Genomic DNA, 22,674 nt, shown 5'->3' on the forward strand with positions numbered 1-22,674 from the left:
CCCTTCACCAGCCTCGCGCAGCTTACTGCCGACGCTGGGCAAGACATACAAGGGATAGGGTCAAGAGATGGCGTCCCCACGGGGAGGGCCACCCAGTCCTGGGCCTGATGCCAAGGGAGGCAAAGGCTTTCGAGGCTTTCGGCCACGCCGGTCACGTCGAACGGGTCCACACTGCAGGTCCACAACGGGGGTGTCAACGGGCTTGTGCCCGATGACGCCGTTGCCCCAGCCGGGACACCCGTTGCGCGGCTGTGGATTGGCGTTTCACGGCCCTGGGAAAGCGATCTGCGCCCTGGGGACGGCGATGCATGACCCGGAGAAAGCGTTCCTTGTTCCGAGATCGGCGCTGCCCAACACGGCATCTTATGTTTCACCGCAATCGAGTAACGGGGGGCTCCGAGTCCAGGGGGCATGAAGGCGGGCAATATAAAGGGCATCTTCAGGCCGCCCGGCGGTCGTGAATACTAAACTCAGCGGCCGACGGTGTGACATTGACTTCCTCATCTCACGAGGGTGTCCAGCGAAAAATTTGAGTCCGGCGCAAAGAATTCAGATGCCCCCAAAACGTCGACGCGCTATGGTTGCGAAATCAAGCAACGAAGATCGGAGGCTGCCATGATGGACTGGATGAGTTGGGGTGCCGCCATGGGCGCGCTGGACCGCATCAACGCCCTTGAGGATGCCTTGTGGCAGTGGCAGCGGCATGCCGACAAGCTTGAGAACCAGCTCGCGGCAGCCCAGGCGGCCTCCGACCGCCACTACGGGCTCTATTCCGCCGAGTTCGATGCCCACAAGGAAACCCGTTTTCTCTTGGACAATGCCATCTCGTCCGCTGAGAGCGCGTCCCGCATGTACGGCGCCGAGTGCAACGATCATGAGGCAACGAAGGCCCTGCTGGCCCAGACGCAAGCCGAACTGACCAGCACCGAGAGCCGCAACTCCGCCTTGGCCACAAAGCTCATCGAACTCATGCTCGTCGCCAAAGAGAACAAGGCCCTCACCGCCAGGGTGCGCGAACTCGAGGCCAGCCTGGAGCGCGCCGAGAACTCCATCGACGACCTCGGCAGCGAGAACGCTCAGTTGCACGCCTTCCTCTCCCACTGAGCCACCCGATCAACCGCCCGGGGCCGCCGGTCCTTGCCAACCGGGAGGCCGGGACGAGGATCGCCGATATGCCATCGCGGATCGACTATCCTGGGCGGGAGATCGCCGGTGGTGGGCCGCAGATCGAAAAACCTGGGTCGCGCAACGCCGATCCTGACCGCGAGGCAGGTGACACAATGCCCGTTTGGCGGTATGCTGCCGTTGTTCTGTCCCTGGAGGATCCCATGACCTTCGGCATCCTTTCGATACCGCCCGCGCGTGCCGGGCGGACGATCTCCGGATAGACACCGTCCCCCGGCCAACCGTCGCATGCCTAAGCCTGCGACGGCCTGATTTCTGGCCGAAAAGGGGATGCCCATGACTCAGAACACTTATGAATCCGGCGCCGCGACCCTGACTGTGGCATCGTGGCGCCGTATGCTGCCCGATCGCCTGCGTGATCTTCGGCACGATTATCGGGACTGCCTCCTCTATGTCACGGCCCTGCCCGATTCCCCCGCCCTGATGACCCGTGCTGCCGCCGATGAACCGGCGACCGGCATGGCGATGGCCGGTGCCATTCGCCGGGCGATCAATGACGAACACGCCGATCTGGTCTGGGCCTGGATGGCCCTGGCGGCGGTCAGTGCTCCGGTGGAGTGCGACGACATCGCCAGCATTGCGACCCTTGCTGTCGCAGGCCGGTTGCTCACTCTGGCCACCGAGACCGCAGAGACCGATGCCCGGACCGCCCGGTGCCTGCAGGGCCTTGCGGCGGCCTGGGGCGGGATGGTCTGCGAGACCCTCGGCACGACGCGCATCATCGACAACCTGCTGAGCCAAGGCGGCAATGCCGATGAGATGCTTCAGGCTATCCTGGACTCCACGAAGCCCAAGCCCGAAAAGACGCGCACCCCTACGCCGATCCACACCGGTTCGGGCGGGCATCCGTTCCCCCGCACCATGCCCACACCCCAGGCCGTGAAGCCGACGCGCCGTTTGTTTGATGGCAAGCCGACCCTGACCGTCGTTAAGGAAATCGCCCTGGGCCGGGGAGCCTCCGACGACAAGGCTTTGATTGCCGCCTGGGAGAGCATCACGCAGCCGATGCCCCTGGCCGGCGGCGTCGATCCGCACGTTCTGGGCGTTGCCCTCGAAGCGGAATTCCCGTGGCTGACCGAGGCCATTGAGGCCGTCGTCGGCGACCTCGCGCTGCGCCGCCGGGGCGGCACTGCCCATGCCCATTTTCGTCCGCTGCTGCTGGTCGGGCCACCGGGCACCGGCAAGACGCATTTCGCCCGCCGTGTCGCCAAATTGCTGGGCACCGGCTTCGGGGAGATTTCGGCCGCTGGGAGCTCCGACAACCGCCTGCTGGCCGGCACGGCCCGCGGCTACTCTACCGCCTCACCGTCGTTTGTCTTGCAGGTGATGAAACAGGCCGACACTGCGAACCCGGTCATGCTGGTCGATGAACTGGACAAGGTCACCCAGGACAGCCGCAACGGCGACCTCCGCACGACTCTGCTGCCCATGTTGGAAGCGTTATCCGCCTCCGCTTGGCCGGACGAGTGCCTGATGGCCCCGGCCGATATCAGCCAGGTCAACTGGATCGTCACGGCCAACCGGGTGGAGCCGCTGAAAGGCCCCCTGCTGACCCGCCTGCGCATCGTTCCGACCACCCTTCCCGGCCCGGAGCATGCAGAAGCGGTCCTGGCCGGCATCGCCCGTGACTTGGCGGATGACCTGGGCATCTCCCTGCACCTGATGCCCGACCTGCTGCCGGAGACGGAGGCGGCCCTGAAAGCCGCCTTCCGCAATGGGCACTCGCTGCGTCGGATCCGCGCGGCCTATGAGGGGGCGGTGCGGGCTGTTGGGCCGGGTCAGGCCATGCGGACGACGAATTGAGCGGGCCGCAAAGATCTCTGCCCATCCTTCGGTCGTGCCCCCAGCAGCCCACTCAGTTGATCATTGGGCAGGCAAGAGCAACCCCATCGTCTCGATCTCCGGCACCGCGAAGTCGAGCTTGAGGGCCTCTACCTCGCCCTCAAGAAATGCCTTGGCTCGCGCCTCGAAGGCCCTCGCCAGGGCGAAATCCGGTATTGCCCCCCCTTTATGGGGAGGCAGTCCGTTCAAAAGCTTTAGCGTCTCCCAGTCGCGGAGAATTACGGGTTGGTCGTTGCGGAGCGCAACACCAACGAGCGCCTGCCTCACCTGGGAGCCGGCAGTGGTGACCCGTTCCCTTACGGCGAATGCACAGAGGGGGGTATTCAGGCCTTCCGCCACCGCAATGTAGTCGCTGCTTTCCGCCGCCTGGGCGAGGGCCCTGTCGAACAGCCGGTGGCCAACCCCAAGCACGCGCTCTCCGGCGTCCTTGCCTTTCACGGAGCGGTCAAAGACCATTCCGGAATACGATTTCCTGATGACGAAGTCGGTGAGCCAAGCCTCGGGAGTCTTGAAGGAGAGTCCTTCCCCTTCGGACTGCGGCCGCCGTCCATTCAGGCCAAGCATGTTCAAGAAGAAGGGCTTGAGGTCAGGCAGGTCGCATCGGGGAATCTCTCCTCCGGCCTCTCCGAAATCGAACCTCTGGACGTTGCCGATCAGGTCCTTCACCGCACTTATGGCGTCCACGCCGCCCAAGGTGGAGGTCTTCGCGTCGAACCAAGAAGACAGCCCCTGCTTGCCGACGCGGTCCGCATCGGCGAACAGCTCGGTGAACATAGAGGGCGAGGCCATACCAAGCACCAAGTGGAGGAGATCCTCGGGCTCGTCCATCACGCTGCCGAGCGCCTGCATTATGCTGCCGATCTTCCCGTTGAGCTTTTCCCAGATCAGGCTCTCGACGGTCGCCGGATTTCGAAATGTATAGACATCCACCGGCTTGGTCTGCCCGTAGCGGCTCAGGCGCCCAACGCGCTGGTGGAGCCGCATGGGGTTCCACGGCAGGTCGACGTGGATCAGGATCGAGCAGCGTTCCTGGAGGTCGATGCCTTCGCCGGCGGCCTCCGTAGAAACGAGGAAACGCAAGCGGCCGGAGTTAAATGCTTCCGCCGAGGCCTCCCTAGAGGCCACCACAGTCTCCGGCTTCCCCGACGTGCCAACTACGTCCTCGGCCCTGCCGTCGCCGTTGATGAACCCGGCGCAGCCGTCGCCAAACTCAGCCTGAAGAGCCGACATCACCAGCGACTGGGTGGCCTTGTACTCGGTGAAGAGAAGCACCTGCTGGCCCCCGAACCGCTGACCGATCAGGTCGATCACCGTCCGGATCTTCGTTTCCTCGCGAACGGCGTCGGCTGCCTCAAGAAGCTCGGCCAGCCGGGGCTCCTCGTCCTCCATCAGTTCAACCGACAGCAGTTCGGCGATCCGCTCCTCCAGTTCCGCCAAGCGGTCAGCGCAGTCCGGCGATCCATCTTCTGCGAGCGATCGGAGTTCCTCAGCTTTGGCCTTGGCGTCCGCGAGAGCCCGCTTTTGGGCGCGCAGTCGGGCCAGCCGTCCCCTCAAGGCCCTCCTCACTGCGGCGACCGAGCTGGAGGCAAGCTTCTGCATGGTGATGAGCACGAGGATGACGGCCTGCTGGGCGTCCTGGGAAAGTGTGGATGCGTACGCCTTTCCAGACAGGATGAACTCGCTCATCATCCCGTAGAACCGGTCCTCTTCCTCGGAATAGCTGAAAGTCTCAGGGTGGACGGTCACCGGAGTGAATAGCTTCCGACCCGACATATCGGTGACCGAGTGTTTGTTGTTGCGGATGACCGCCCGCTTCAGGAGCGGAAGCTGCGGCCCGATCGGCCGCTTCGGGTCGAACAGGTCGGGGCGGAGAAGGGACATCAGCGACAGGAAGCCAAAGTGCTTACCGCGATGCGGCGTGCCTGTGAAAAGAACCATCGACCTGACCCGTCCCCTGTCCTGCATCTGCGACAGCAGTTCGTGGGCGAGCGTCGGCCCGAGCTTCTCGTCGGCATTGAGGTGGTGCGCTTCGTCAACAACGACTAAGTCCCACGGCTCGGCATCCAGAAGCCTTTCTTTCCTGCCGTTGGAATCGAGCCTGAGGGTATGGAACGACGCCACGACCATCGAGGCTGTTCCCCAGAAGTCTGCTTTGTCGGTGTCCGCCTCCGGCAGGTAGCGCATCAGTCGGATGTCGAACATCTGCCTCATGCGCTGCTGCCACTGCTCCACAAGCCCTGCCGGGCACATGATGAGGAGCCGCCTCACCATGCCCGTTGATATCAGGGGCAGCAGAATCAGCCCGGCCTCAACCGTCTTTCCCAGGCCCACGTCGTCGGCGATGAGCCACCGGGTAGGCCACTCCTGCCGGACCTTGCGGCAGACCCAAAGCTGGTGCGGGAGCAGGGCGATCCGCGAGCGGGAAAAGACGCCCCACTGGTCGTTTGCGGAGCGGATGGCCGCCGCCTGGAGGCGGGCAATGACGGCCTGAGGTGGGGCAACATCCCCGCGGTCGAGCGAGTCCCGAAATCCTGTCCTGGCCGTGAGCTCCGTGTTGAGACATTCCTCAAACCCGTGGGAGAAGCGGACAAGCGAGGTGGTTCCCTTGTCGAGCTCCACCGTCCCAGAGCCGAACCTGGAATGGCCTACGGAAGAGCCGGCGGCGAACTGCGGCATCTGCGTCTCCTTAATCGTCGTCCCCGAGCTCGAAGGCGTCTTCGAGATCCTCAAGCATTGTTGTCCTGTCGTAGTCGTGTACGGTCCGGGTGACGATCTGAAGCGGCAGGTCGTAGGCGCCGCCAAACGTGGCATCGAGCCCCGGCATGTTCTCCTTCACGAACGCAAAGATCCTCCGCGATCGGTCGGCGGCCCTCCCGGCGTCGTCGAGCCTGCAGCCGAGCCTCTCAAGGAGCCTGCGGACTCTCCCGCTCGGCATCCAGCAATGTTCCGCCACGTGGGGTCCGGAGAGAGCCCCGAGACGGGCGGCCTCCCGGACCACAAAGCAATGGCCGATACCCAGTGTTCGCACGAAGGTCGGGGCGTCCCAGCCGCCAAAGGAGAGCGCTGGATCGGCTGAAGGGCTTAGGAGGGCAGAAGGGGACGTCGGCACTTCGCGCCTCTCCAGCGACAGAATGGACATTGCGATAGGCTCCAACCAACGGCTGATGCGGTAAAGGTCGACGAAGGACCGCATCCATAGCCGGAACTCCTGGTCGTCGGTCTGTTCGGCGGAATAATCCTCCAGGACGTTCATCCATTCCTGTGGCCGCTCGTCCGGCGGCGTTTCCACGAACGTGCTCCACCAGCCGCGCTGACGGCAGAGTCGTACGAACGAGGAGTGCTGGCCTTCCCGGACCCGTCCCATCGTGTGGAAGGACCCCAGAGCCAGCAGAGTGAACCAGCCCTCGCGACCCTCGAGCGTCGAGGGGTCATCGAGACCGGAAGGCAGGACGCCCCCAGGGTAAACCGTCTCTTCGTAGTCCGCCGTCAGAAATTCGCCGTTCGCTTCCCACCACTCGGAGAGACGCCGGAAAAAACGTGGGGCGGAGGCCGGTCGTGGCGCGGCCACCGGTTGGGGCTGGAGGACCCCCCAGTCCCAACCGGATGGCCTCGGGAACAGGCGCTCCAACAGGGCGGCCGTCGCGCCGTCGTTCAGGGCACCAAGAAGGCCACTCTCCCGCAATTTAGCCTCGTCGCCGATCCAGGCTGGCAACGCCTTCCGAAGTTCGTCAGCCAAGTTGTGACCATGCTGTCCGGCTAGGTATTCGAGGACCGCGAGTCTTTCCGAGGGTGTTGCCGCGTCCCTGGCCCACTGGGCGAGCATTGCCAAGTCGCCTCTGAAACCCGATTGGCCGCGCGCGAAGTGAAAGAGGTCCAAGCCTCTTTCATCGTATTGTGCGTCCAGTAGCCTGTCAGGCGGCGCGAACCGGCAGCGGGCCTTGAGGTCGTCGGTCCTCTCCCGTTCGCCCGCCCAGAGCTCCTTCACAGGGCGCCATACTCCAGTGGCGGAGAGGAAAAGGCATCCTTCGATGGCGGCCCTCAGTTCATCGGCCTCTGGACGGCAAGGCCCCTTGTCCAAACCGTCGTTCAACAACAGCCCGATCCGCGAGGCGTCGTCCGGGAGCACCCTTTTGGAGTTCCCCAATGTAGAGGCGACGAGATCGGCAAGCGTGAGCCGCCCGGGCACGCTGATGTCGATGAAGGCGAGGGCGGAAGCGATTTGCCGAGAAACCGTCGAGCCGAGCCACTTTGCCGCCTCGGGCCATGATCCAACCGCGAGCAGGATCTCCTCATCGGCAAGGGCGCCCTCGGCCACGGCCTTCACCGTGTCCGCATCGACGAATCCGCCCCATGCCCCCGGTAGCCCGGTGGGGATCGCGGGGCGGGACCGGCAGAGGGCGGCGAGTCCGCCGGGCGAATGGATGCGCGCCACGAGTTCCGGTCTGCTCCCCTGGGTCGAGAGGCGCTCGAAGGCGGTCCGCCAGAACCTGCCAGCTCCGTCTGCGTCGCTGCGGCCCAAACCAAGGGTGTCGGCTGTCCCTACCGGGTCGCCGTCCATCGCATCGAACAGGGCGATCAAGACGTCTGCCAGCCGCATTCCGAGCTCGCCGAACAGGCGGACGTTCGCCTCCGCTTCAGCTGCCAGCTGGGTGCGGCCGACGTCCACACTGAAACGGCCGTTGACCGCATAGCCCAGACCCCAGGTCTCCGTTGTGGGGGCGGTACACCACACGTTCGGCAACTCCTCCGGAAGCGTGCCGACTCCGCCCGCGTCCAACCGGAGAAGGACGTCTCCAATCCCGAGCCGAAACACCAGGGCGCGTCCCAGCCGGCCGTCCGGTAGCAGGAAGTCGCCAACCTCCACGTCCTGGTATCCCTTCACCTTGGTGGGGCGCCAATGCGCCTCCACCGGGCGCTCCGGGATCGAAAGCCTCACGTGCCTGACACGCTTGGCAAAGATGGGGAGAAGCCCCATTTGAGCTTCAAACGCTTCCACAGTTTCGAGCGGCGGGAACGCCCCATCTTCTCTTGTGGGAAGATGGATCACCGTGGGCGGATGGCCTTTAGGCAATCCCGCCGCGAGCGCCTCGACCTCCTCATGGGTGGCGTGTTCAGGGAGAAGCCCTCCAACGATGTCGCAGCGGAGCATGTTGCTGAGAATATGCGGCCTGTCGGTAACGAGGTGCACAGCCTTGAAGCCGAACCCGAACCGCCCGGTCACATTGTCCTCGGGGGACTTGTCCGAGGACGCCAGAAGCAGCATCTTCTCCAGGTCGCCGCCGTACCCCTTTTCCCTTGCGCCCGTCGCTCCCAGGGTGCCGTTAATGGGGCGGCCGAAGTGGACGAACGTGAGGCCGCCGACGTCCACACGGACTTCAACCATTTCCGGCGCCTTCCTGCCTGGCATGGCCTCGGCCAACTCGACCATGGCGTCGTCAGCGTTCTGGAACAGCTCGAACGGCACCCTGGCTGGACCATAGGCGAACTCGTTCTCCATCCTCTTGCGCAACGATGCCAACACCGTTTGCTGAACACTCCGGTCGGCAGCGAAAAGGACGGCAAGTCTGCGGCGCGCCTCCCGATACTCGGCTTCGCGGTTCTCGCGGAGTTGCCCTCCGCCCACCTCCTCGACGCGCTTGCGGAATTCCCGAACCTCAAACATGCAGTCGATGACCGCCTTAGGCCCCGTCAGCTTCAGCGTGTCAAGCCGGTCCTCCAGGTTGTCCTCGACCCTGCGCCGGGCGGCCAGGATGTCCACCTGTCCACCTTTGGCGAGATCATCCAGCAGGGGATCCATGGAGACGACGACGCTGTCGAACTGAGCGTACTCGTCCTGGAGCAGTTTCCGGATGCTACTCCTAAGTATCGCGGTGAGCGCCTGCCTGTCCCGGGTGAGATCGACCCGCCGCAGTTCGATCCATTTTGCCCATTCCCCAGAGGGCAGACGTTTCGACCGGCGGAGGCCTTGGCCCGCAAAAATATGCTCGACCTCATGTCTGAGTGGTGCGTCAAACCAGCCGCCGGCAACGTTGCGCACTTTTACTTTCGCCTCGGGCAGCACCCGGACGGCGAAACGCCTTTCCCCGAGTTTGGCTGCGCCCATGGCCTTCGCCCCCATTTCCGCCCTCACGGCGTCTACGGTGCGGTTGCTCTCCTTTAGGAACTCTCCAGCGAGTTCCCGCCACTCGGGTGTGTCGCCAAGAAGGGTCAGCAGGGCGCCGATCATCTCCGGAGGAACCTTCCCCGCCCAATCCGAGAAATAGCTGCGGACAATGCCGGGGGCTGCGGAAAAGGCCGTATCGTCAATCCCGCAATCCCCCGCCGTGCCAGAGGCCGCCACGCCTTCGGCAAGTCCGTCGTGGAGCAGATCGCAAAGCTCCGGGTCACGCGCGAGGTCGTCGTGGAGGAGGTGCCGATCCTCCACGCCGTCTGCGTAGACAGTAACCTCGTCCGCGGGAACCCATGCGCCCTCGGCGTTCGGGAAGAGGAGGTCAGGGAGCGCGTGCGCATGTCTCCATACGCGGATGCTCGCCTTCAGGAATGCCCGGAATAGGAGGCGGGCATCTCTGTCCGCTACGCAAGCGCACGCCAGCATGGCGGTCTTCGCATCCTCGATGCCTGGTTTAGCGGCCAGATGGGGCATGAGATGCATGATTACCGCATCAGGACTGAACGCGGCGACCGATGCCATGAGGACCGGCCAGCCGGATAGCGGTGGCTGTTCGGGCAGCTTACCGGACAGGCGGACCGCCGCCTCAGCCACATCCCTTTCCGGCAGCGGCAGGCCAGGCAATCCACCAACCGCCTCAATGCCACGCGCTAGCCGTGCCAGCGCGGCCTCGCCTGACTTTCCGTGGATGTCCAGCATCCGAGTGAAGTGAGGGTGGTCGGAAACCGCGTCGTCTACATCGTCCCTGACAAAAAACGCTTCCCGCCGGAGTCCGCCGAGTGCCCCTTGGGCCGCCGACATAACCGGGGCGGGAAGATCAAGGACGTCCTGCGGGGCCGCAGGTCCTCCCGCACAGGGCAGCCATTGGGTAGTGCGTAGCCTCTCCGACAGAGTCTCCGGCACGCTGTCCCCGAGGTCTTGGAGGGCGTTGAGTATCTCCGTGGCGTACCTGTGAGGGTCGGGCAGGGACAAGGCGGTCGTAGCTTGGCCGCTAGCGTTCCATTGTGGCAGAAAATCTTTTTGCCGCGACTGCAGTGCCGACGCCCCGGCGACCTCGGCGATCCTGACGGCCCCTTTCATGGAGGCAGGAACGGGCCATTGGCCCTCAAGGAACGCGTGCCCTTCTAGTGAGGCAAAGGCAGGGCCGTCCTTGAGCCTGTGGAACGGCAGACGCCGCCAAACCTCAGGGTCCTCGACGGCCTCTAGGACAGCTGTCCTGCCGGCCTCGGAAAGTTCGATTCCGCAGAGCGACTCCACAAGGTCGGCGCGCAGGTGAGCGTTGAGGAAATCTTTGGGGCTCTGGGTGCGGACGTTGAGGTCGCTCAACAGCTCCGCCGGAAGGAGACCTGCCTCCAGTTCCACCGAGACAAGCCGCCACGCCTCACCGGCCGCTTCCATGATAGCCCTTGCGACAGGCTCCAGCCCTCGTTCCTCAAGGCGAACCAGCGGTGCCCTCTCGTCCAGTCTCGCGGCATCGCCATGAAGGAGATATCGCATCGCCCGTTCGTTGCCCCAGGCGGCCTTGCCGCTTTGCGCGATCCCCTTCAGCAGGGGCGCCCGTGCAGCCGGCCCGGCGAGCGCTGGGGCTTTTGCCACTGCAGCCAAAGCCGATGGGACGTCGCACGGAGGGGGCCCATCGGGGCGCAGCCATCGCCAATCGTCCGACACCCCTTGCAGGCTGAGGACCCGGGCGCCTCGGATGGCGGACTGCACGTGCTTTTGGAGTCCCGGAGGGTTCTGCATGAACAGCAGGCCGGACAAGGCCGCAGATTGCAGCTCGTCCACGCTCACCGCCACGGTCTTCCCCACTGACTCGTCTCTGACGCGGATAACCTTGAATTCCGCCATGGAGCCATTCAACGCCATGCCGGCATCCAGCATTACCTTCAGGATCCGGGCCGCGGCCAGCCCGGCCGCCTCCGCGACCTGCTCCTGCCCACTGCGCACCAAGCCGTCCAGGCATTCCAGGAACTGAAATGCGTCGCTCTCAGTCAGGGCCGTGATGAGGTGCCCCTCCGGCCTCATGTCCTCGCGCAGGACAATCGCCCTGCTGCGGGTCACTGCCAAGGCTTCGATGACTTCGGGCTTCGCCGCCGCCGTGGGCAGGAACAGCAGCCGCTCCGGATCCGCGTAGCGGAGGAGCCGCGACAGGGGCTTTGCGACCGCCGTAACGCCTGCGGCTCCCACTTCCGCAACTGCGCGGCGGACGGCATCGATGACCGCTCTCCCAACCGCCTCTTGGGAACGCCAGCCGGGGTCGGCGGTCTCCAGAAAGTCGGTGAGCCAGTTCAGCCGCCCCTTCCTGGTCACGGATTCCGTGGGTAGTCCGTCCAGGAGCAAGGCAAGCTCCTCCGGTGTCCATCTATCCTGGGCGCCTGCGTGGCGCAGATTCGGTGCCTCGGCGTAGGTCAGCTTGACGCGGATGTCTCCAAGGCGGGGCAATGTCGTCCATGGGCGGGCCCGGTCCTCGTCGGGCGGGGTGGGAAGCGGACGCAACAGGTCCTCGGGGCCAATCATGCCCCATGTCGCCCCTGACTGGGTCACCACCAGGGCAAAGGAAGCGCGTGAAGTCACCGCCGCCCTCCGGCGCCGCCAGATCTCCGATGAATGGATGGCCCTGCACAGTCCAGATATCTCTTTCGTAGAGGGGGCCGCAGTTTTGACAAACGCCGCAAGCGCCTCGGGGATCAGCGCGAGCGTGCCTTCGTCCCGCAAGCCCACGTTCCAAGCCTTCCTAAGGTTCTCGTCACCGTCGAGGGGAGGAGCCTTGTCGTCAGCGAGCCCATGGACATGCCGGCGTCCAGCGTCAACGAAGAAGCACCCGTGCAGAAGGAGCGTGTAGTCTAACCCGGCGAGTTCAGGCGACGACACCTTCTCCACGTCATCCAGCGGCAGGTAGACCGCCCATCTGGCCTTCAGCGACCCTTCATCGCGGCCCGATTGTCCCCTGACGATAGCCACAGCCGCGTGAGGCGCCGACTTGTCCCGGACTTCTTCGTCCTCAAGGGTTTCCTCGTTCCGCCTGAAGGAGACGGGCCAATGGGCGCTGGCTGCGGCTGCGGCGAGCGCGGGCGATGAAGTCATCTCTTCGATTCCGGCGAACTCGACCTTGGTCGCCTTGCCGGAGAGGACCCTCCCTTGCAACACTTGGCTGCCGCGGGACAGGCGCGCGACCGCATCGTCCGTCGTGCGAGAGAGCCTCCCGGACCCCTGCGGAACGGACAGCTCCATCAGCGTCTTCAGCCCCGCACCACCTGGACCGGCGCGGTGCGAGCGTATGGTCCGCACGTTGGCGAGAAAGGGGAGCAGCTCTGCGAAGGCGGCCTCGTCCGCAGTCTCCTCCGCCAGCTTGCCGGGGTCAGGGATTGTCTGCATGATCGCCGCCTTGCCCCCAGCGCCCCTCTTGTGGCCCGGGATCCTGAGCGGCACCCAGAGGATGAACCAGCGCTTGTCGAGGATGCTGGCCAAGGCGTCGGCAATTTTGCCGCGGTCGGCGGCGCCGAAATCGTTCCATTCGGGGAAATGCCTGTCTCCAATCCCTTCCTCAGCCCACGGATCGACAATGTTCGCGCGCGGGAAGGCCGGGTCCTCTGGCTCGTCGCCCGGAGAAGCCAGGAAGGCGAACGCCTCGCACAGGTGGAAAACGGCCTTCTGCCCGAGCCCGAACTTACCGATCTTCCCGGCCTCGTCGGACTTGCTGCTCAACGCCATATGGACGATCCCGCGGGCGTCCTTGTTCCGGAAGTGGCCATCGTTGACGCACACCAACGCCGGAGTGCGGAACAGCGGATTGTCAGCCTCTGGCAAACCGTCCAAGACAACGAAGTCGACGGAGGAGGCGCCTGCGTCGTCGGCGTTTTGAGCAAGCTCCTTCAGAACCGGAAACCCCTCCCGGTAGCGGTCGCGGAGATTGTCCGTGATGATGTTTATGAAGCTGAGATAGCTGTGCTGGAAAGGCGTCACTCGATTCCCCCTATCCCCCGTCCCTGCGTCGCATAGGATCGCAGAGAATCTGGCCCATCGTCGCAACCACAGATTTCACGCGAGACTGTAACCCCAACGCAGTGCGGGTGCCAGCCTGCGCCGCCTCCCCTGCCGCCCCCTCAGAAATCCCCCAGGAACTCCGACCCCGGCTCCACCCCGTCACCAGCAGGTGGTCGCGGGCACGGGTGCAGGCAACGTAGAGCAGGTGGCGCTCGGTGTCGTAGACCTCTTCCAGGTCGGCGTCGTCGGCCACCGCCGCGATGCGCTCCGGCGAGGGGATGACCTCGTCGTCGCAGGCCATCACGGCGACAGCCCGGAACTCCAGACCCTTGGCGATGTGCATTGTGCTGAGGGAGGCGTGGCCGACTGCCGTCTCCACCTTTTCGTCCAGTTCCACCGCCGGGATACCAGCCGCCTTCATGGCGGCGCGGGCGCGGCGCATCTGCGCGTCGGACCGCACAAAGACGGCGATCTCGTCGGGGGCCACGCCCTCCTCCAGCAGGTCCATAGCCCAGTAGGCCACTGCCTTGGCCTCCTCCTCCTCGTCGGCGAACGTCTCCACCTGCGGCGGCGGTCCGTCGAACAGCGAGACCGCGCCCGCACGGCTTTCCGTGTTGCCGTCTACGTCGGCCAGGGCGGCGGGCAGCAGGCGGTCGGCCAGGCTGCGGATCTGGTGCGAGGTGCGGTAGTTGATGCGCAGGCTGTGCGAGCGACCGCGCACGTCCACGCCCAGGGACTTCCAGGAGAACGGCTGCTGGAAGATGCGCTGCCCCAGGTCGCCGGTGAAGAACAGGGCGTCCGGCCCGCCCCCGGCCAGGGCGGCGAGGAAGCGCAGCTCCGCCACGCCGACGTCCTGCGCCTCGTCGATGACGGCGCAGTCGAAGACCGGACCGTCCCTGCCCAACCGCTCCGTCACGCGGCCGAACACGTCGGCCCAGGTCACCATCCCCCGCTCGGCCAGCCCGGCGCGCACGCGGGAGAAGATCGCCCACAGGGCCTCCCTCTGCCGGCCGCCGAGGCGCGTCCGCCGGCCCAGGCGGGCGACGTCCCGATACTCCTCCCAGGTCCGCAGTTGCCAGGCGTCCACCACGTCGGCCCACTCCCCGGCCAGGAAGCGGGCCGAGAACCGCGCCTCCTCCTCCGCCTTCACCGCCTGGGTCAGGAGCGCCTGGATGACCGAGGCCGGCGCGATGTTTGGCTGGCCGAACATCCGCGTATGGAGGTCATAGGCCAGGGCGTTCACCGCCTGCACGGTGATGCGCCCGGCCACGTCCGGCTCGTTGCCGACCAGGCACCGGAGCTTGCCCTTGAGCGCATTGGCCAGCGCCTTGGAGAAGGTGGTCAGCAAAACCCGCGTCCCCTCCTGGCGGCGGGCCAGGAAAACGGCGCGATGCAAGGCGACAATTGTCTTGCCGGTGCCCGCTGAGCCCCCCACCCGCGCCGGGCCGCCGTAAGTCCGCTCCACTACGTCGCGCTGGGCGGGGTGGAGAAAGACGGTCCACTTCTCCCACGGATAGTCCAGGGCGCGCTCCAGTTCGCCGCTGGTCTCCAGCACCCGGAAGCGCCGCCGGGCGTCGGGGTGGTCGAAGGGATCGGCGTCCGGGTCGGTAGCAGCAGCGGGAGAGGGCAGCACCCCGGTGGCCATGTAGTCGAGCAGTGCCTCCACCGCCTCGGCCGGCAGATGTTCGGCGAGGTCGAAGAAGCGGCTCTCCCCGGCGGTGTGGACGGCCTCCACCCAGTCCGGCGGCACCCCGACGCCCAGGATATCCTCGGCGCTCAGGGCCAGGAAGCGGGGCGGATCGAAGGCGGGTTGGACGGGCGCCGCCGGCTGGCCGATCACCTGTCGGCGACGGGAGGCGCGGGCCTCCTCAACCCGCTCCGGCACGGTGACGAGTTGCGCCGCCCCGGTGGCGGGATGCCGATCGATGCGCCGCCGCTCGGCCCAGGCATAGGCCTCGTCGTGGTGGCCGACGTGGCAGAGGAGCAGGCTGTCGGCGGTCTTGTGGACGATGAGGCGTAGATCCGCGTTGACCCGCACCGACCAGAAATCGGGGTCCTTCGACCGCTCCACCCGATGAAAGCTCAACCCCGGCGCCGAGGGGTCGAGTTGCAGGTCAAAGGCCGTGGTCTTGACCGCCTTCTGCTCCTGCGCCGTCAGACGCTGGAGGGCCGCGGTGAAGGTGTCGGCGATGCGGAAGTCCATCACGTTACCCCCGAAATCAGCCTGTCCAACCGTTCCGACCGCAGGGGGTAAGGAACCCAGAGGTCTCCGACTTCCTTGCCAGTGTTCCAGTTATCCCACGCAGCGCACAGCTCCTCGCTCTCCCAGAAGGTAATGCACGTGGAATAAAGCGTGCGCACCAGGGACATCCTGTCCACCAGCACGTCCACCTTGGGGGTGATGCCGCCATCCGCTCCCCGTTCGTAAATCCGCACCAGCAGACGGACCAAGGGGGCGTCAGCGGAGAAAACATGGAAATCCACGAAAACGTCTCCCTCGGTGTCGATGGACAACCGGGCATCGGCACCGGCCGCCAGGGACTCCAGCCAGACGATCAGGTCGGGAAAGGGATCATAGACATCGCTGGCCTCGAAGGACACTTCCTGGTTCCCGGCCGTTAGCGTGATGGGAAGCCAGCCGAACTCCGGCAGGGAGAAGGCGATTCCGACACTGTCCACCGGCACCGGCGTTCCGGGCGGCCGCGTGATGGGCTCGTCGGCGGCGCGCCAACACTTCGCCTCGGTGTCGTAAAGCCACTCCCCCCAACGGTCATAGATGAAGTCAAGCGTGCCGGCAGTCCCGTCGCGCCGGGGATCGATCGTGAAGTCCTGGACGACCGCCACCTCCTCGACCTCCAGGCCCGCCCCAGCCAGGGCCGCCCGATAGGCATCCTGGCCAAGCGCGCTGGGCTCCCAGTGCCAGCCGGGGCGGCCCCGCAGGCGGACGGCGTACAGCCATCCCCGTAGGCTACGAGCTGGAATACCTGCCATCTCTAGCCATTCTCGTCATCCCGAGTAGAACATCCATGCCGCTAGAACCACCCATTGGTCTCAGGCAATCGAGTCCCAAGCATGTAGAGTCCGCTGTGGACATCCAACAAGCTCCATCCAGCCCTGCCGCCAAGAATTTCGGTAAAAAGTTCATTGTTTTCATAAATAGCCCCCGGCTCGAAGGCCTGATCATCAAGTTCGCTACCAGCGGGACCTCTGGAGAGGATGTGTCCGTCATGGAGAATCGACAAAGCATTGTAAAGAGCGCCCCCAGGCGGAAGGAGAACCTCTTGCGTAGTTAGCGAATCGGCCAATGGCTTATTCGAGAACAGTGCCACCATGAACATGGCGGTCGCGTTCCAGCTTCCGACGTACTTCGGCCTATCCTTCCCAATCACGCGGCCTAGCCAGCGATCCTGGGCGCGTCTATAACCAGCGATGTCCGTGGGAAGCTGTTTGGGCATGACGGTGGAGGCAAACATGGTGTTGCCTCCGGCGAGCGACTGCTCAAGTCCCAGGGGGCCTCGTTCCAGATGGAAACTACGGGCGACCTTGAGGTCGTCCGAATTCCAGTTTTCCATCAGATTCAACGTAGCTCCAAGAAACTCATCGTTGAGGTTTGCGAACCTGCCCCAGCAAAGCCCAACTCCAAAACATACATGCCATGGATTTCGGTCGGAGAACGTGTCCATGACTGCCGCGACTTCCCGGTAGGCGATCTCATTGAGGCTCTGACCCGACCAGCGGAGAAGCTCCTGAACCTTCGACCGTGCTGGGCCACCTCTGGGGCCACCGCCCAACCTGCAAAGGTCGTTGAAGCGCCTCTGGGTTTCATTCAATGGTTTGGAAATCATCATCCCTCCCTCACTCCACCCCAAACACCTTCATCACCTCATCCCCGAGGTGGTTGATGACCTTCACCGCGATCCGGCCCGACTTCGGTTTCTCGAACGGGCGGGAGGTGTCGCTGTTCAGGCTGTCCCAGGCTTCGCGGTCCACCTCGGCCTTCAGGGTCGTCTTCAGCGCCTTGTACGGGTCATTGGCGCCCAGGAAGTAGGCGTGGCGGACGAAGAAGCTTTCCTCGTTGTAGTCGGTGTCGATGAACCACACGGCGATGGTGTCGGGTCCACCCGACTCAATTTCGCCCGTCGATGGGTGGAAGATATCCACGCCGCGGATCTTCACCTGAATCCGCCCGTCGTCGCAGGGCAGGATGCGGATGTCCGGCTCGCCGAAGACCACGAACAGGTTGCCCGCGCCGGTGCTCTTCAGTTCCGTGCCCATGTGCAGGTCGGGATTCATGCGCGCCTTCAGCACCGGGATGCGGCCCAGCTTGTCGAACTCCGCGCTGTGGGCGTCGAAGTTGAAGGCGCAGGCGATCAGCACGTCAAAGCCCGCATCCCCGGCCTCGCGCGCCGCCGCCACCAAATCGGGGCGGGAGACGGTGCCGAACTCCGGGCCGATGAAGATGCCAGCCCGGCGCGGCGTGTCGCCCTCCAGGAACGCCCCCTCGGCACAGATGAAGGTGCCCGGCCAGCCGGTCAGGGCGGTGAAGGTAATGCGGTTTTCCTTGTGCGCCTGCTGCACCCCGGCGGCCTTGAGGTTTTCCAGGATCATGGCGGCGAAGTCGGCCTGCTCGCTCTCTCCGGAGGCGGCGCGCTTGCCCTCTGAAGCCTCCAGCATGTCCACCAGCTCGTCGTCGTGATCGACCGCCAGGACGCGGTGCGGCGACAGGCTTTCCACCGTGAACGGCCCGGCCACGCGCACCTTGGAGGTATCCACATAGGGCCGGTCGTAGAGGTATTCGCTTTCGGCCCGCGCGGCGATGGAGGCGTCGATGTCCTTCTGCCGCCGGATGCGCGCCTCCCACCATTGGGCGTGCACCGTCCGCGCCTCCTCGGGCCAGGAGGCGGCGGCCTCGCGCGGGATTTCCCACTCCTCCCAGGACTTGCCCAGCAGGGTGTTGAGGCGGCCGCGCAGGGGCTCCAGGGTTTCCTGCGCCTTGTCCCAGAGGACGTCGATCTCGGCGTTGTTGGCGATGGATTTCAGGGTGATGTGCGGCACCCGCTCGTAGACGAAGCCTTGGCGGATGTCGCCGTGGGTGGGGGTGTCCTTGGGCGGCGTGCGGGTGATCTGGCCTTCCTTGACCTGGCCCTCGCGGGAATCGGCCAGCAGGTAATAGGGATAGCGCGCCCCCATGATGCGCGCCCGCGCCAGGGCCAGGGACACGCGCGAACTATCCATGGTGATCCACCGCCGCCCCCACTGCTCCGCCACATAGGCCGTGGTGCCGGAACCACAGGTGGGGTCCAGGACCAGATCGCCGGGGTCGGTTGTCATGAGAAGGCAGCGTTGGACAACTTTCCATGTAGTCTGTACTACATATATCGGGTTTTCCTCGCCCTTTACGTCATCCCAAAGATTGTTCAGCGCAACGGCTGGGCGATCCTTGTGAAATACAACACCGGCGAGAGACCTTCCGCCTGCATCATACAAGCGGTCAGCTCGCTCAAGACGCCTCATTCCCGCAGGATTGTCGAAGCTCCACTGGCGATTTGAACCGCAGCTCTTGCCGTTCCCCCGGAAATTGTAGTCTTTGCTGCGATCTTCATGGGGGTGCTGGCTGACGATGGGGTAGTTGACGCGCGCCCACTCCCACCCACTGCTGATCAAATTATTTCTCTCGTCGGGTGACATGCAGACGACACGGAGCATCTCGCCCGCAGGTGATATTATGGTATTGAATTTATCATCTTCTTCAGGGGACCTGCGAATGCTGAGAACCCTTCTGACCTTCAACATTTCAGAGTGACGCCCAAACCATACTATATAGTCAAATACGCTCTCAGTAATGAGGGTCGAACCTTTTTTCTTAACTGCAATAGTGTTGATGTAGTTATCTTCTCCGAAAATCTCTTCCATTAAAGAGCGAATCAAGTGCAAATTCTCATCCCCGATCTGCACGAAGATCGACCCGCTTTCGTGCAGCAGATCGCGGGCGACGGTGAGGCGGTCGCGGATGTAGGACAGGTAGCTGTGGATGCCGTCTCGCCAGGTGTCGCGGAAGGCGCGGACCTGTTCGGGTTCGCGGGTGATGTGGTCCTTGTTGCCGTCCTTGACGTCGCGGCTGGTGGTGGACCACTGGAAGTTGGAGTTGAACTTGATGCCATAGGGCGGGTCGAAATAGATGCACTGGACCTGCCCGCGCAGGCCCTCGCGCTCGGCCAGGGACGCCATGACCGCGAGCGAATCGCCCAGGATCATGCGGTTGTTCCAGTTGATGGCGTGCTGATAGAACTCGGTCGCCGCTTCCTTGTCGGGCAGGCCGTTGAAGTCGGCGAACAGGTCGGGCGCAGCACCCGGCGCCTGGCTGGCCCGCGCCCTGGTCTCGCGCTTGAGGTCCTCGATCAGGACCTTGGGGTGGACCTTTTCCTGGATGTAGAGCGGCGGCGCCTGGACGATCAGGTCGGTTTCGTCCTGGGCATCCTTGCCGCGCCACACCAGTTGCGGATCAAGGTCGCGGTTGCGCCGCTCATAGGCCAGGCGGACGGGCGCCTTGTCCTCGTCGGCCATGACGGACTGGAACTCCGCCGTCGGGATGTTCAGCCGCTTGGCGTCCTTGTGGGTCAGCGTCTCGACGCCGATTTCCTTGGGCATGGCGTTAGTCTTCCAGTCTGTCCGGGCGGGCAAGGGTCTTGCGGTCCTCGGAGGTTAGGCGGCGTTCGACTTTCTTGATGTCTTCTTCCGGCTGCAGACTCTCCGGCCGGATGCCCCGGTCCAGCAGGGTCTTGCGGACAGCCTGGTTGTTGGTGACATGCTCGGCCGATATGGCGGCCTCGGTCGTCATGGTGTGGGCGCGGGCGTTGAAAATGGTGATTTCCGTCGCGAAATCCTTGGCCTTCAGGATGATCGTCGGCGCGAAATCGGCCAGCGGCCTGTTATCGGGAACCTTCCACTGGGCCTTCATGGCCCTCGCGCCTCTGCCGAACAGCGCCTGATCGCCCTTGCTGCGGATCAGCGCGAAATCCTGGTTGCCGCCGGTCTGTTCGAAGATGACGCCCGACAGCTCCTTTTCGGTTTCGCTGAGCTTGCGGCGGGCGGCGATGCGCTCGACTTCCAGAAGCCGTTGCTCGATCAGCTCGGCCTTGCGGGTCTGCACGGCGAAGTAGGTCTGGGCGAAGGCAATCTGGGGCTTGGAGGGGTCGCCGTTCTGGGCGATCAGGTAGCAGGCGAAGCGGGTGAGCATGACATCATCGATCTCCCGCTTCGAGCCCGAGCCAAGCTCGACCATTTTCCTGACGTCAGCAAAATGGTCCAGAGGGTCGTGGCCGGACACCTCGCAGGCGGTTTTGGCCTTGGTGATAACGTTGCAAAAGTTCTCCCATCGGGAGTACCCCAGCAGGGACTGAAGGTCGCGGGCAAGCCAATACTCGACACCGTTATCGGTGTGCTGCGCGTGCCCCTCAAAGGTGGCCGTAAGCTGCTGGACGATTTCGGTTTTCATGCTTCCATTCCCTCAATCAATCTCCCCGACCCCGTTGGGTGACGGTGTGCCGGGCGCCCGGCGCGGTCCTGTTATTCCGCAACATCGGCGAGCAACCCGGAGTCCTGGAGGATGTCGTCGGGGGCGTCCTCGCCCTCGTCGGACGCCTCCTCGGCCCCGAGGAGCTGGTGGCCCGTGACCCTGGCGATCAGGGTCAGCAACTGCTTCTCCCGGTCGGCCATGAAGGCCTTGAACTGGTCGGCCCGCAGAAGGTCAGGGTTGATGCAGTGGGACCGCAGGTAGCCGTCCAGCACCGGCGCCGCGATGGGCGGGTCGCCGGGGCGGCCCTTCTCCAGCCTGCCCAGGTACTCCGACGGCGCGGCGCCGCCGATGATGCGGTTGGTGCGGTAGCTGAGCGGTGTCTTGTTGATGATGGTGTCGTATTCGGTCTTGTCGATGTCGTGCTTGCGGCACCACGCCTCGGGGAAGATGTGGTGGATGTCCACGGACTCGTCGAAGAAGACCGTCTGGCCGAAATCCTGGCCGCTGCGGAAATCCTTGGCGCCTTCGCGCATCAGCAGGGCGTGGATGCCCTTGTAGGCGGCCGACAGGCGAGTGCGCATGGTCTTCAGGCGGTCGGAGCGGAAGACGCCATCCTTCACTGTGGCCGGCTCCGGCCCGCCACGCAGCCAGGCGGGAACCTCCTGGATGTCGCGGGCGAAGCGGGTTTCGGCGGCCGAGCCGTAGAGTTCGCCGAAGATGCCGCACCAGTACCAGCGGGCCAGCTTCTCCTTGACGGCGGTGTGTTCCCACAGGTCGCCGATCTCGGTCAGGATGGCGGCCAGGGGGACGATCTGCGATTGGTAGGGCAGGTCAATGACGCGATAGATGTTCTGCTGGCGCAGGAACTTGACAGCCGCCTTGAAGCCGGCCTCGATGGGTTCGCGGTAGGCCAGATAGGCCTCCAGGGGCAGATCCAGCAGGGACTGGCGGGTGGCGCGGATGGCCGGCACCTCGTTGTCCTTGGCGCCCTCGGCGATCTTCTTTTCCCGCTCCGCCTTGGTGTGCAGGAGGGCGATGGCCTGCAGGACATCGGTGCTGGAGATGCGCTCCAGGACCCCGAAGCGCTGCTCGGAGGCGCGGCCGAAGGTCTGCAGGCGGGACTGCAGGCCTTCCTTTTCCGCGGTGCCCAGCCAGTCGTCGCGCAGCCGGAAGCCCCGGCCGGCGTACATGGCGGTGACCAGTTCGAAGGCGTCCAGGGGCTTGCCGCCGGTGTTCACCTTCTCGAACACCAGGCACACGGCCTCGTGGGTGGTGTCGTGGCTGAGGGCGATCACGGGGACGTGGTAGCCGGTGAAGTTGGCAAGGACCTTGCTCATGAACTCGTTGAACTGGTCCACGCGCGCCTTGTCGTGGCGCTGGAAGCAGTAGTTGTAGAACTCCATCTGCCAGGCATTGACGTCGAACACCATGTTCAGGGGGAACATCATGTGCTCGAACTCGGCCTCGCGCGTGGACAGGTCGAGGATGACGTCCTTCTTGAAGTTGCGGGTGATCCGGCGATCTTCGGGCACGGCCACGATGGCGTCGATGCGGTCCACGTCGGCGCGCAGGGCCTTGACGATGTCGATGTAGAACCAGCGGCGCACCATCTTCTGGCGGGCGGTGATGGTCTGCACGACCTCCTTGCGCATGCAGGTCTGGTAGAGCGACGTCATGCGCTGCTGTCCGTCGAGGAGAAGCTGGTCGGGGTACTGTTTGTCGGCCTCTGGCGCGGCCCCCTGGACGGGGCGGCGGGCGAAGGACTCGGCGGCGCCGGCCTTCATTTCCAGGGTCATCAGCGCGCCCACCGGGAGGGCCTGGGAGATGGAGGCAATGAGGCCGATGATACGGTCCTCGTCCCACACCCAGCTGCGCTGGAAGTCGGGCAACTGGATCTTCCCCTTCCCGCAGTCGCGGAGAAGCTCCCCCAGGGCTACCGGATTGGTCTTGAAGGCGGTCTGCAGCACGTCCTCGTCCC

General features: G+C 64.7%; 9 protein-coding genes and 1 pseudogene. 2 read left to right on the top strand and 8 right to left on the bottom strand.

Annotated elements, in window-relative coordinates:
* The first annotated feature begins 615 nt into the window (after positions 1 to 615).
* Together ABD056_RS15590 and ABD056_RS15595 are read left to right on the top strand one after the other, a co-directional pair.
* Positions 616 to 1,104 carry a hypothetical protein gene (locus ABD056_RS15590; protein ID WP_343868090.1) on the top strand — a complete coding sequence of 163 codons (489 nt, stop codon included), beginning with the start codon at positions 616 to 618 and terminating at the stop codon, positions 1,102 to 1,104.
* A gap of 357 nt (positions 1,105 to 1,461) precedes the next feature.
* On the top strand, positions 1,462 to 2,988 hold the full coding sequence (locus tag ABD056_RS15595) for an AAA family ATPase (protein ID WP_343868092.1): 1,527 nt from the start codon (positions 1,462 to 1,464) through the stop codon (positions 2,986 to 2,988).
* 60 nt (positions 2,989 to 3,048) lie between these two features.
* On the opposite strand, the gene ABD056_RS15600 is transcribed toward ABD056_RS15595, so the two are convergent.
* The 8 genes and pseudogenes from ABD056_RS15600 to ABD056_RS15635 form a co-directional block, all read right to left on the bottom strand.
* Positions 3,049 to 5,703 (bottom strand): DEAD/DEAH box helicase, encoded by a 2,655-nt coding sequence (locus ABD056_RS15600; protein WP_343868094.1) that lies wholly within the window; start codon positions 5,701 to 5,703, stop codon positions 3,049 to 3,051.
* Positions 5,704 to 5,713: 10 nt separating this feature from the next.
* The gene (locus ABD056_RS15605) at positions 5,714 to 13,159 is read right to left on the bottom strand and encodes a sacsin N-terminal ATP-binding-like domain-containing protein (protein ID WP_343868096.1); all 7,446 of its coding nucleotides are present in this window, start codon (positions 13,157 to 13,159) and stop codon (positions 5,714 to 5,716) included.
* A 140-nt stretch (positions 13,160 to 13,299) separates the two neighbouring features.
* Positions 13,300 to 15,383 (bottom strand): annotated as a pseudogene (locus ABD056_RS15610) (3'-5' exonuclease).
* The gene (locus ABD056_RS15615) at positions 15,383 to 16,171 is read right to left on the bottom strand and encodes a hypothetical protein (RefSeq protein ID WP_343868100.1); all 789 of its coding nucleotides are present in this window, start codon (positions 16,169 to 16,171) and stop codon (positions 15,383 to 15,385) included. The pseudogene ABD056_RS15610 and the gene ABD056_RS15615 overlap by 1 nt, the downstream one beginning before the upstream one ends.
* A gap of 41 nt (positions 16,172 to 16,212) precedes the next feature.
* Entirely contained in the window at positions 16,213 to 17,028 is an 816-nt protein-coding gene (locus tag ABD056_RS15620; RefSeq protein WP_343868102.1) for a hypothetical protein, read from the bottom strand.
* Positions 17,029 to 17,035: 7 nt separating this feature from the next.
* The gene (locus ABD056_RS15625) at positions 17,036 to 19,828 is read right to left on the bottom strand and encodes a site-specific DNA-methyltransferase (RefSeq protein WP_343868104.1); all 2,793 of its coding nucleotides are present in this window, start codon (positions 19,826 to 19,828) and stop codon (positions 17,036 to 17,038) included.
* A 4-nt stretch (positions 19,829 to 19,832) separates the two neighbouring features.
* Entirely contained in the window at positions 19,833 to 20,675 is an 843-nt protein-coding gene (gene dinD, locus ABD056_RS15630; protein ID WP_343868106.1) for a DNA damage-inducible protein D, read from the bottom strand.
* Between the two features lie 71 nt (positions 20,676 to 20,746).
* Positions 20,747 to 22,663: a GmrSD restriction endonuclease domain-containing protein gene (locus ABD056_RS15635; RefSeq protein WP_343868108.1), complete on the bottom strand. Its 1,917-nt coding sequence runs from the start codon at positions 22,661 to 22,663 to the stop codon at positions 20,747 to 20,749.
* Positions 22,664 to 22,674 lie beyond the last annotated feature (11 nt).

This window comes from Caenispirillum bisanense, from assembly GCF_039523075.1.
GTDB lineage: Bacteria > Pseudomonadota > Alphaproteobacteria > Rhodospirillales > Rhodospirillaceae > Caenispirillum > Caenispirillum bisanense.

Coding starts and splice junctions, on each gene's coding strand:
- ABD056_RS15590 (WP_343868090.1), top strand. CDS start 616: ATGATGGACTGGATGAGTTGGGGTGCCGCCATGGGCGCGCTGGACCGC.
- ABD056_RS15595 (WP_343868092.1), top strand. CDS start 1,462: ATGACTCAGAACACTTATGAATCCGGCGCCGCGACCCTGACTGTGGCA.
- ABD056_RS15600 (WP_343868094.1), bottom strand. CDS start 5,703: ATGCCGCAGTTCGCCGCCGGCTCTTCCGTAGGCCATTCCAGGTTCGGC.
- ABD056_RS15615 (WP_343868100.1), bottom strand. CDS start 16,171: ATGGCAGGTATTCCAGCTCGTAGCCTACGGGGATGGCTGTACGCCGTC.
- ABD056_RS15620 (WP_343868102.1), bottom strand. CDS start 17,028: ATGATGATTTCCAAACCATTGAATGAAACCCAGAGGCGCTTCAACGAC.
- ABD056_RS15625 (WP_343868104.1), bottom strand. CDS start 19,828: ATGCCCAAGGAAATCGGCGTCGAGACGCTGACCCACAAGGACGCCAAG.
- dinD (WP_343868106.1), bottom strand. CDS start 20,675: ATGAAAACCGAAATCGTCCAGCAGCTTACGGCCACCTTTGAGGGGCAC.